Source organism: Actinoplanes sp. NPDC048791 (assembly GCF_040650095.1).
Classification (GTDB): domain Bacteria; phylum Actinomycetota; class Actinomycetes; order Mycobacteriales; family Micromonosporaceae; genus Actinoplanes.
The window spans coordinates 1-10,132 of sequence record NZ_JBEZGQ010000234.1; the positions used below are offsets into that span (position 1 = coordinate 1).

At 71.4% G+C, this 10,132-nt stretch carries 11 protein-coding genes; 7 read left to right on the forward strand and 4 right to left on the reverse strand.

Going from position 1 to position 10,132, the window contains the following annotated elements; genetic code table 11:
- From AB0C29_RS18825 to AB0C29_RS18840, 4 genes are all read left to right on the forward strand, one after another.
- The coding region (locus tag AB0C29_RS18825) for a CHAD domain-containing protein (protein ID WP_360821734.1) at positions 1–853 on the forward strand (853 nt) is incomplete at its 5' end.
- Positions 854–929: 76 nt separating this feature from the next.
- Positions 930–1,925, forward strand: a complete 996-nt coding sequence (gene ppk2, locus AB0C29_RS18830; RefSeq protein WP_360821736.1) for a polyphosphate kinase 2 — start codon at positions 930–932, stop codon at positions 1,923–1,925.
- 272 nt (positions 1,926–2,197) lie between these two features.
- Positions 2,198–3,127, forward strand: a complete 930-nt coding sequence (locus AB0C29_RS18835) for a ribonuclease Z (RefSeq protein ID WP_360821738.1) — start codon at positions 2,198–2,200, stop codon at positions 3,125–3,127.
- Positions 3,099–3,626, forward strand: a complete 528-nt coding sequence (locus tag AB0C29_RS18840; protein WP_360821740.1) for a GNAT family N-acetyltransferase — start codon at positions 3,099–3,101, stop codon at positions 3,624–3,626. Before AB0C29_RS18835 ends, AB0C29_RS18840 begins: the two co-directional genes overlap by 29 nt.
- 255 nt (positions 3,627–3,881) lie before the next feature.
- Here AB0C29_RS18840 and AB0C29_RS18845 read toward each other — a convergent pair whose 3' ends face one another.
- Positions 3,882–4,244 (reverse strand): hypothetical protein, encoded by a 363-nt coding sequence (locus AB0C29_RS18845; protein ID WP_360555893.1) that lies wholly within the window; start codon positions 4,242–4,244, stop codon positions 3,882–3,884.
- Between the two features lie 134 nt (positions 4,245–4,378).
- On the opposite strand from AB0C29_RS18845, the gene AB0C29_RS18850 reads away from it, so the two are divergent.
- Positions 4,379–5,323, forward strand: coding sequence for a trypsin-like peptidase domain-containing protein (locus AB0C29_RS18850; protein WP_360821742.1), 945 nt, complete (start codon positions 4,379–4,381; stop codon positions 5,321–5,323).
- 144 nt (positions 5,324–5,467) lie between these two features.
- On the opposite strand, the gene AB0C29_RS18855 is transcribed toward AB0C29_RS18850, so the two are convergent.
- Positions 5,468–6,133 (reverse strand): TetR family transcriptional regulator, encoded by a 666-nt coding sequence (locus tag AB0C29_RS18855; RefSeq protein WP_360821744.1) that lies wholly within the window; start codon positions 6,131–6,133, stop codon positions 5,468–5,470.
- A 101-nt stretch (positions 6,134–6,234) separates the two neighbouring features.
- On the opposite strand from AB0C29_RS18855, the gene AB0C29_RS18860 reads away from it, so the two are divergent.
- Positions 6,235–7,155: an SDR family NAD(P)-dependent oxidoreductase gene (locus tag AB0C29_RS18860; protein ID WP_360821746.1), complete on the forward strand. Its 921-nt coding sequence runs from the start codon at positions 6,235–6,237 to the stop codon at positions 7,153–7,155.
- Positions 7,156–7,273: 118 nt separating this feature from the next.
- Here the strand turns inward: AB0C29_RS18860 and AB0C29_RS18865 are convergent, their stop codons facing one another.
- The gene (locus tag AB0C29_RS18865) at positions 7,274–8,632 is read right to left on the reverse strand and encodes a cystathionine beta-synthase (RefSeq protein WP_360821748.1); all 1,359 of its coding nucleotides are present in this window, start codon (positions 8,630–8,632) and stop codon (positions 7,274–7,276) included.
- A 49-nt stretch (positions 8,633–8,681) separates the two neighbouring features.
- Positions 8,682–9,038: a YkvA family protein gene (locus tag AB0C29_RS18870; protein WP_360555902.1), complete on the reverse strand. Its 357-nt coding sequence runs from the start codon at positions 9,036–9,038 to the stop codon at positions 8,682–8,684.
- A gap of 238 nt (positions 9,039–9,276) precedes the next feature.
- Between AB0C29_RS18870 and AB0C29_RS18875 the strand changes: the two genes are divergently transcribed.
- Positions 9,277–10,132, forward strand: an 856-nt coding sequence (locus tag AB0C29_RS18875) for an SGNH/GDSL hydrolase family protein (protein ID WP_360821750.1), incomplete at its 3' end; no start/stop codon positions are given.

Below are 10,132 nucleotides of genomic sequence, written 5' to 3' on the forward strand. Positions count from 1 at the left end.
GCTCGGCGACCGGCTCGCCGAGCCGCGGCGCCGGCGCCGCAAGGTGAAACCCGTGCTGCGGTACGGGAGGGAGCAGCGCGAGGCCGTCGAGGAGCAGGACCAGGGGGTACGCGCCGGCGACCCGGAAGCCGTGCACAAGATGCGGGTGGCTACCCGGCGCCTGCGCAGCACCCTGAAGACGTTCAAGGCCTCGTTCGATCCGCAGCGGGCCGCCGCCCTCAGGGACGAGCTCAAGTGGCTGGCCGACTGCCTCGGTGACGTGCGGGACGGCCAGGTCCTCGAGGGCAAGCTGCCCGCCGACACGTCCGGCTTCCCGGAGGTGGCCGACGGCATCCGCGCTCACCTCGACGCCCAGGTCGAGCGGGGTCGCGCGGTGCTGACCGAGGCGCTGGACAGCGACCGGTACCTCGCCATGCTCGACGCCATGGACGCGCTCGTCGACGACCCGGAGCCGGATGACGCGGGTGCGCTGCGCCGGGCCCGCAAGGCCCTGCTCAAGGCCGACCGGCTGCTGGACGAGGCGCTGGCCGGCGGCGAGGACGCCGAGCTGCACGAGGCCCGCAAGGCCTACAAGCGGGCCCGGTACGCGGTGGAGATCTTCGCCCCCAGCGCCGGCAAGCCGGGCAAGCGTCTGGTGAAGGCCCTGACCGGGCTCCAGGACGTGCTCGGCGCGCATCAGGATTCGGTGGTCGCGCGGGAGGTGCTGCGCGAGGTGGCGCGCACCGCGCCGGACGGATTCGGGTACGGCGTGCTGTGGGCGCGACAGGAGCAGGTCGGCGTGCGGACCCGCGCCGGGCTGCCGCCGGTCGTCGCAGCGTCGCGGAAGAAGCGGTTGCGGAGCTGGCTCGGCTGATCGTTTACCCGCCGTCCACCTTCCGGATACGGTCCGCCAGTTGTCAGGTCGGTCCGGGTGGGTAAGAAGCCTTGTCATGCAGGCGGAGCAGGACCACGAGCAGGAGCAGGGCGACAACGGCGGCCACGAGGATCGCCAGTTCGACGACGAGCTCACCACCGACCCGTACACGGGGCCGATCACCGAGCTGGGCGGTTACCGGGTCGCCGACGACGATGACGACGACCCGGTGCTGCTCAACGCCGACGGCACCCCCGTGGACACCTGGCGCGAGGACTACCCGTACGACACCCGGATGCCGCGGGCCGAGTACGACCATGACAAGCGGCTGCTGCAGATCGAGCTGCTGAAGCTGCAGAACTGGTGCAAGCGCACCGGCGAGCGGATGGTGATCCTCTTCGAGGGCCGCGACGCCGCCGGCAAGGGCGGCACGATCAAGCGCTTCATGGAGCACCTGAATCCGCGCGGCGCCTCCGTGGTGGCGCTGGAGAAGCCGAACGAGCGCGAGAGCAACCAGTGGTACTTCCAGCGCTACATCAAGCACCTGCCCGCGAACGGGGAGATCGTGCTCTTCGACCGGTCCTGGTACAACCGGGCCGGCGTCGAACGGGTCATGGGCTTCTGCACCCGCGCCGAGTATCTCGAGTTCATGCGGCAGGCCCCGGACCTGGAACGGATGCTGGTCCGCTCGCAGATCAACCTGATCAAGTTCTGGTTCTCGGTCTCGCAGGGCGAGCAGCGCACCCGCTTCGCGATCCGGCAGGTCGACCCGGTACGCCAGTGGAAGCTCTCGAAGATGGATCTCGAGTCGCTCGACAAGTGGGGCGAGTACACCGAGGCCAAGGAGGCGATGTTCTTCTACACGGACACCGCCGACGCCCCGTGGACCGTGGTCAAGAGCAACGACAAGAAGCGCGCCCGGCTGGAGGCGATCCGGTTCGTGCTCAACCGCTTCGACTACGACAACAAGGACACCAGCATCGTCGGCACCCCGGACCCGCAGATCGTCGGGCCCGCCTCCCAGTTCGTCGAGGGCACCGAGGTGTCGCCGCAGGTATTCCCGCGACTCTAGTGACCTTAAAAGCGTTGTCGCCGGGGCCACGAGGTGGTTAACGTGGCCGTACACGTGAGAGGAGGTGGTCCGAAGTTGTATAGCAACGGGACTCGTGAGGTGGCTGTCCGCTAGCCGCTGTCCTTGACAGCTTCGTAGGAACGTCGAGACCGTGTGGCAGCGGTGCGGCGAATACCAGGCAGCCACCCGGCCCCCGGGGATCCGGCCTTGTCCGACCGGACCGTGCTACGGCGCGGAAGTCCCCGGGGGTCGCTTCATGTCCGAAGGTGATCATGCGCCAGCTGACCGTGCTCGGCACCGCGAGCCAGGTGCCCACCCGGCACCGCAACCACAATGGTTACCTGCTGCGCTGGGACGACGAGGTCATGCTCTTCGACCCCGGTGAGGGCACCCAGCGTCAGATGCTGATGGCCGGGCTCGCCGTGACCCCGCTGCGGCGCATCTGCATCACCCACTTCCACGGCGACCACGCGCTCGGCCTGCCCGGGATCATCCAGCGCGTCTCGCTCGACAAGGTCCCGCACCCGGTCCAGGTGCACTACCCGGCCGGTGGCCAGGAGTTCTTCGAGCGGCTCCGGCACGCCACCAGCTTCTACGACGTCGCCGACCTTCAGCCCGTACCGGTGGCCGACGGTTTCCGGGTCGAGACCTCGGCCGGCGCACTCACCGCGCTGCCGTTGCGCCACTCGATCGAGACCTACGGCTACCGCCTGGCCGAGCCCGACAGCCACCGGATGGTGCCGTCGCTGCTGGCCGCGCACGGCATCGCCGGGCCGGCGGTCGGTGAGCTGCAGCGCACCGGCCGTCTCGGCCGGGTGACGCTGGAGCAGGTCAGCGCGCCCCGGCCCGGGCAGCGCTTCGCCTTCGTGATGGACACCGGCCTGTGCGACAACGTCTTCCACCTCGCCGAGGGCGCCGACCTGCTGGTCATCGAGTCGACCTTCCTGGCCGAAGATGCCGCGATGGCCGCCCAGGTCGGCCATCTGACCGCGGGCCAGGCCGGGTCGGTGGCCCGGCAGTCGGGGGTACGCACGCTGGTGCTCACCCACTTCTCCCAGCGGTACGCGGACAGCGCCCGGTTCCTCGACGAGGCCCGCGCGGAGTTCGACGGCGACATCGTGCTCGCCGAGGATCTGCTGCGGGTGCCGGTGCCGCCCCGGCTAGGTTCGTCCGATGAGCGTGCATCTGCGTCCCGCCGCTGACGACGACCTGCGGGCGATCGGCGCCCTGCACTTCCACTCGCGCGCTTCCGCCTATGCGGACATCCTCTCCCCCGACGCGCTGGCCCACGGCTCGCCGGAGGTGCTGGGCGAGTGGTGGGCGGAACGGTGGAAGTGGGAGCAGGACACCCACCGGCTGACCGTCGCAGTCGACGGCCCGGTCCTCGCGGGCTTCACGTACGTGGGACCGAGCGAAGAGGACGGGGTCGCGGAGCTCTACGCGATCCACGCCGACCCGGCGTACGTGGGCACCGGGGTCGGCCGGGCGCTGATGGCTGACGCCCTGCCGTCGCTGGCTGCCCTGGGTGACCGGGCCGTGCTCTGGGTCCTCGCAGCGAACGAGCGGGCCCGGCGCTTCTACGAGCGCGGCGGCTGGGTTGCGGACGGCACGACCCGCACCGAGGCGATCGGCGGCGAGCCCGTCCTTCAGGTCCGTTACGGACGGGCGTTGGAGGGCGGGCGGGAGCGCGTGACCGAGTGAATGCGGGGGAACCTGTGGTCACGCACTCCCGCCAACCGCGCCCGCCCGAACCGCGTTGACGCCTGGCCGGAGGCGCCGACCGGCGGAGGCGTGCCGGTCGAGGCGGTTCATGGGCGGGTCCGGGTGCGGGACGCCGGCGTGCTGGCGGGGCACGGGGGCATCACCGCGGTTCGACGTCGTCCGGGCCGATGCAGGTCGGTTCTTGCCGGGGGACGGTCAAGGTCCCGGGTGACGTCGAGGGTCTGCGGGAGTCGTTCAGTCGAAATAGCCTCTGTTCAGTTCGTCGATCTTCGGCGTCTCGCGCCGGACCATGTTGCCGTCCAGCCCGGTACGGATGCCGGGCATCGCGCGCACGCTGTTGAGGTCGTGCCGCAGGGTCCAGGCTTCCCGCCACGGCCGGCGGGACGCGAGGTCGGCGCGTTCACCGAGCCGGCGCGGCGCGCAGGGCCAGCGCCAGCCGCACCAGACGCAGTTGCCGTCGTGGCCGGCCTCGGCGTGCCGCCGCAGCATCTGCTGGGCGTCCTGCCAGAGCAGGCGGTCCACGATGTCGGCCGGTACAGCCTCGTCGACGATGACCATCCCCACCCCTCCGTCCGGCTCGTTCAGCTCCTTCGTCACTCATACAACCCCCGACAACGGGCAGCCGGTCGGACTATCTGTGCGACCTTCGCGACTATCAGTGACTGGCACTGTTCGCCGTGGGCGGACGCCGTACCGGCATCGATGGCCGCCGGGCCGGTGTTCTGGACTGCATGGATACCGAACACACGGGTGTCGAAACGGGCGCGCTCGATGCCTACAGCCGTGTCGTGACCGGCGTCGCCGCCCAGTTGCTGCCGTCCGTCGCGGCGCTGTCCGTCCTTACCCCGCGCGGGGCCGGCGCGGGCTCGGCGGTCACCTTCACCGACGACGGATTCCTGCTCACCAATGCCCACGTGGTCGCCGGCGCGACCGGCGGCACCGCCGCCTTCGCCGAGGGCACCGAGACCAAGTTCGACGTGGTCGGCGCCGACGCGCTGTCCGACCTGGCCGTCGTCCGCGTGCACAACCCGGGTGCACCGGCGGCCCCGCTGGGCGACGCCGACCGGCTGCGGATCGGCCAGCTGGTCGTGGCGGTCGGCAACCCGATGGGCCTGGCCGGCTCGGTCACCGCCGGCGTGGTCTCCGGACTGGGCCGCTCCCTGCCGGCCCGCGACGGCCGCCGGGTCCGCATCATCGACAACGTCATCCAGACCGACGCGGCGCTCAACCCGGGCAACTCCGGCGGCGCCCTGGCCGACTCCACCGGCACGGTGGTCGGCGTCAACACGGCGGTCGCGGGCTACGGCCTGGGCCTGGCCGTACCCATCAACAAGACCACCCGCCAGATCATCGGCGAGCTGGTGACCACGGGCCGGGTCCGCCGCGCCTGGCTCGGCGTCGCGGGCGTACCGGTGCCGCTGCCCCCGCCGATCGCGGAGCGCCTGGGCCAGAAGCTGGGCCTGCGCGTGGTCGAGGTGGTCCCGGGCAGTCCGGCCGGCACGGCGGGCATCTACCTCGGCGACATCCTGATCACGGCGGGCGGCGAAGCGGTGCAGACGGTCCAGGCCCTGCAACGGCTGATGCTGGGCCCGGCGATCGGCCAGAACCTCCCGATCACTGTCCTGCGGAAGAACGCCTTCGTGGACGTGGTGACCGTCCCCGCCGAGCTTTCCTGATCCGCGCCGAACGCTTGGGCTCGCCCGCACCGCTTCCTGGCGGGAAGTGATCGCGGGCGCTGCCGCGCTCCGGCTCAGGGGCGCGGCAGCATGCCGCGCTCCGGCTCCGCGCTTAGGGGCGCGGCAGCATGCCGCGCTGCGGCTTCAGGGGCGCGGCAGCATGCCCACCAGCGACGTGATGATCGCTAACCGCAGGGCTGTTGACATATCGACATGGTGGATCGCGAGCGCCGGCTCGGACTCGTAGACGGCGAGCAGGCTCGGCGGCGGCGAGGTGTAGGCGGACAGCGCGCCGCCCACGATCAGGAGGTTCAGGCAGAACATCTCGGCCCGGTCACCGAGCTCGGGCAGGTGCCGCCGGACCAGGCCGCCCATCACCGCGAGGTTGTCCAGCGAGGCCCGCTTGTGCCGGCGGATCACCTCGACCGAGACGTTGTGCTCGAGCACCCCGCCCTGCGCGCCGAAGAGATCACAGAGCACGGTCTGAGCTGCGAGCGACCGGCTGAGCACGTCGGCCGCCTGCTCCGCCCGTTCCACCGCGGACCGGCCGGGGTCGATCCCGCGGGCCAGCTCCGGCTCCAGCTCGGCCAGCCAGGTCGTCGTCCGGTCGTCCAGCAGGTCGAGCAGCACCGCCTCGCGGCTCTCGAAATAGCGCAGCACCGCCGTCTTGGCCAGGCCGACCCGCCGGCTCAGCTCGTTCAGGGTCACCTGGGCCACCGGCATCTCGTCGAGCATCGCCGAGGTCGTCTCCAGGATCGCCCGGCGCCGGACCGCACGCTGCTCGTCGCTGCGCGCCCGCTGGAACGTCATGACGCCAACCCTAGCTTAGGTACCGGCGGTCTCTTGACACTGTACCGGCGGTACATTACCGTTCCCATCATAAGTTACCGGCGGTACATTGGGGAGCAGAGATGAAGTGGACCGAGCAGCAGATTCCGCGTCAGGACGGCCGGGTGGCCGTGATCACCGGGGCCAACACCGGGCTGGGCTTCGAGACCGCCCGGCGGCTCGCCGAGCACGGGGCGTCGGTGGTGCTGGCCGTGCGGGACACGGAGAAGGGCAAGCTGGCCGCCGCCCGGATCAACGGTGATGTCTGCGTACAGGAATTGGATCTGACCTCGCTGGAATCGGTGCACGCCGCGGCCGCCGGTCTGCGCGCCACCCACCCGCGGATCGACCTGCTGATCAACAACGCCGGCGTGATGTACACCCCGCGGCAGACCACCCGCGACGGCTTCGAGCTCCAGTTCGGCACCAACCACCTGGGCCATTTCGCGCTCACCGGCCTGGTGCTCGACCTGCTGCTGCCCGCGCCCGGCTCCCGGGTGGTCACGGTCAGCAGCACCGGCCACCGCATCCGCGCCGCCATCCACTTCGACGACCTGCAGTGGGAGCGTTCCTACGCCCGGATCGGCGCCTACGGCCAGTCCAAGCTGGCCAATCTGATGTTCACCTACGAGTTGCAGCGCCGGCTCGCCCCGCACGGCACCACCGCCGCGGTGGCCGCCCATCCCGGCATCTCCGACACCGAGCTGGTCCGCAACATCCCGCCGGCGATGCGCCGACCGGTCTCCTGGCTCGCCCCGCTGATCAGCCAGCCCGCGACCGCGGGTGCGCTGCCCACCCTGCGGGCCGCCACCGACCCGTCCGTCCTCGGCGGGCAGTACTACGGCCCGGACGGCCTGGCCGGTGGGCGCGGCTACCCGAAGCTGGTCACGTCCAGCCCCGATTCCTACGACCTGGCCGCGCAGCAGCGCCTGTGGGCCGTCTCGGAAGACCTCACCGGCGTGCGATTCCCGGTGGGCCGGGCAACCGCCGCGGCGGCGCAGTAGCTGTGGACCGGCCGGCCTGGCCGGCGGCCCCGCGAAGCGGCGGGCCATGACCTGACAGACGAGATGCCGCCCGGGCCGTCGGGGCCGGGCGGCATCACGCTAGTGATCTTGAGCGACCTCAGGAGAGATGCGCCAGCAGATCCTGGCGCGTCAGAACCCCGGCGGGCTTGCCGTCGACCAGGACCATCGCGGCGTCCGCGTGCTCGAGCAGGGTCACCGCCTCGCTCACCGGCTGACCGCCCCCGATCATCGGCAGCGGGTCGGTCATGTGCCGCTCGATGGTGTCGTGCAGGTGCGCCTGCCCGGTGAACAGCGCGTCCAGCAGCGCCTTCTCCGCGATCGACCCGGCCACCTCGCCCGTCACCACCGGCGGCTCGGCCTTGAGGACCGGGAGCTGGCTGACGCCGTACTCGCGCATGTAGTCGATCGCGTCGCGGACCGTCTCGGTCGGGTGCACGTGGATCAGCGGGGGCATCTCGCCGCTCTTCGAGCCGAGGGCCGCCGCCACCGTGGCCTCGTCGCCGCCCGTGGTCAGGAAGCCGTAGCGGGCCATCCAGGTGTCGTTGAAGATCTTGGAGAGGTAGCCGCGGCCGCCGTCCGGGAGCAGGACCACGATCACGTCCTCCGGGGCCGCCCGGCGGGCCACTTCCAGGGCCGCGACCACGGCCATACCGCAGCTGCCGCCGACCAGCAGGCCCTCCTCGCGGGCCAGGCGCCGGGTCATCTCGAACGAGTCCGAGTCGGAGACCTCGATGATCTCGTCACAGATGCCCCGGTCGTAGGTCTCCGGCCAGAAGTCCTCACCGACGCCCTCGACCAGGTAGGGCCGGCCGCTGCCACCGGAGTAGACCGAGCCCTCCGGGTCGGCGCCGATGATGCGCACCGGGCCCTGCTCCTTGAGGTACTTGCCGACGCCGGTGATGGTGCCGCCGGTGCCGACGCCCGCCACGAAGTGGGTGATCCGGCCGTCGGTCTGCTTCCACAGCTCCGGGCCGGTCTCCTCGTAGTGCGAGCGCGGGTTGGCCGGGTTGCTGTACTGGTCCGGCTTCCACGCGCCGGGGATCTCCCGGGCCAGGCGGTCCGAGACGTTGTAGTAGGAGCGCGGGTCCTCGGGCGCCACGGCGGTCGGGCAGACCACCACCTCGGCCCCGTACGCCCGCAGCACGTTCTGCTTGTCCTCGCTGACCTTGTCGGGGCAGACGAAGACACACCGGTAGCCGCGGAGCTGGGCCACCAGAGCCAGCCCCACGCCCGTGTTTCCGCTGGTCGGCTCGACGATGGTGCCGCCCTCACGGAGCAGGCCGGCCTTCTCGGCGTCCTCCACCATGCGCAGGGCGATGCGGTCCTTCACGGATCCGCCGGGGTTGAAGTATTCGACCTTGGCAAGGACGGTCGCCGCTATGCCGTCGGTGACGCTGCGCAGCCGTACCAGGGGGGTGTCCCCGATGATGTCGACGACATTGTCGTAGTACCGCACGTCGCTGTGCCCTTCTCCGGTGCTGACCTGGATCTGGTCAGCCTACGGCTCAGCTCACCACGGAACCCGGCAGGACCGCGGCACGCTCCTTCTCCCACTGCAGGAAGCGCTCGGTCTCGCTGAGCACCGAGCCGGCCAGCCACGTGATCATCACGGCGTCGTCGGCCAGGCCGAAGACCAGCAGGGCCGCCTCCGGCACCGCGTCGATCGGTGAGACCACGTACAGCGTCGCCGCGGTCATCAGGGCCACCCGCAGGCCACCGTCGTACTCGCCCTTGGCGGTTGCCTTGATCATCCGAGGCAGCGCAGCCAGCCGCTGGCCGATCGACGGGCCGCCACGGGCCCCTGCCATCAGCGCCTTCGCGAGCGCCGTGAACGCGGCGGTCCGGCGCAGAGTTCTGGCCATGTCGTCCCCTTTCGCTGTCCTCAGCATGACGGCAACGCGCTATATGTGCCCGCTCGGCGCGGGGTTCAGACAGTTGTCGCACAGGCGAGTTAGCCTCGAAGTCCCCACCATCGCCGGCAGCCGGGTCTCCACCCTCGGCTGACGGGCAGGTTCCCACCGAGCGAGAGCGAGGGAGAGCGTGCGACAGGTGCGCAGTTTGACAGCGGAGGAGTGGCAGCGGCTCCGGCTCGCAGGCCAGATCGCGGGCGGTGTGACCGGCGCTGCGGCCGGCCTGACCGTCCTCTCGGCGGGCGTGCTGCTGCGCCAGGCCGCCGACGCCCGCCGGATCATCCCGATGGCCGAGGCACCGCCGCCTCGCGGTGACGGGGTGTACGGCCCCAAGTTCCCCGGCAAGCCGCTGAGCATGGTCATCCTCGGTGACTCCTCCGCGGCCGGGTACGGCGTGCACCGTCCCCGGGAGACCCCCGGAGCCCTGCTCGCCACCGGTGTCTCGCGGCGCCTGCGCCGGCCCGTACGCCTGCACCGCCTCGCCGTGGTCGGCTCGATGTCCTCCGGCCTGCAGTATCAGGTGGACGCCGCGCTGGAGTACGAGCCCGAGGTGGCCGTCATCCTGGTCGGCGCCAACGACGTCACGCACGCCTCGGCCCGTACCGCCGCCGTGCGCCACCTCGCCGACGCCGTGCGGCGGCTGCGCTCGGTCGGCTGCAAAGTGGTCGTCGGCACCTGCCCCGACATCGGCGCGATCCAGCCGATCAAGCCCCCGCTGCGCTGGCTCGCCCGCAAGTGGAGCCGGCAGCTCGCCGCGGCCCAGACCGTCGCCGTGGTCGAGGCCGGCGGCCGGACGGTGTCCATCGGCGACCTGCTGGGCCCGGCCTTCGAGGCCGACCCGGTACGCATGTTCAGTTCGGACCGCTTCCACCCGTCCGCCGAGGGTTACGCCCGCGCGGCGGCGGTCATGATGCCCACGCTCATGGCGATGCTCGGCGAGGACGACCGGGCCCCGGCCACCGGCACCGACGGCGTACGCAGCCTGCCCGAGGCGGCCCAGGAGGCGGCCCGCGCGGCCGGCACCGAGGTCGGCCCGGCCAAGGTCG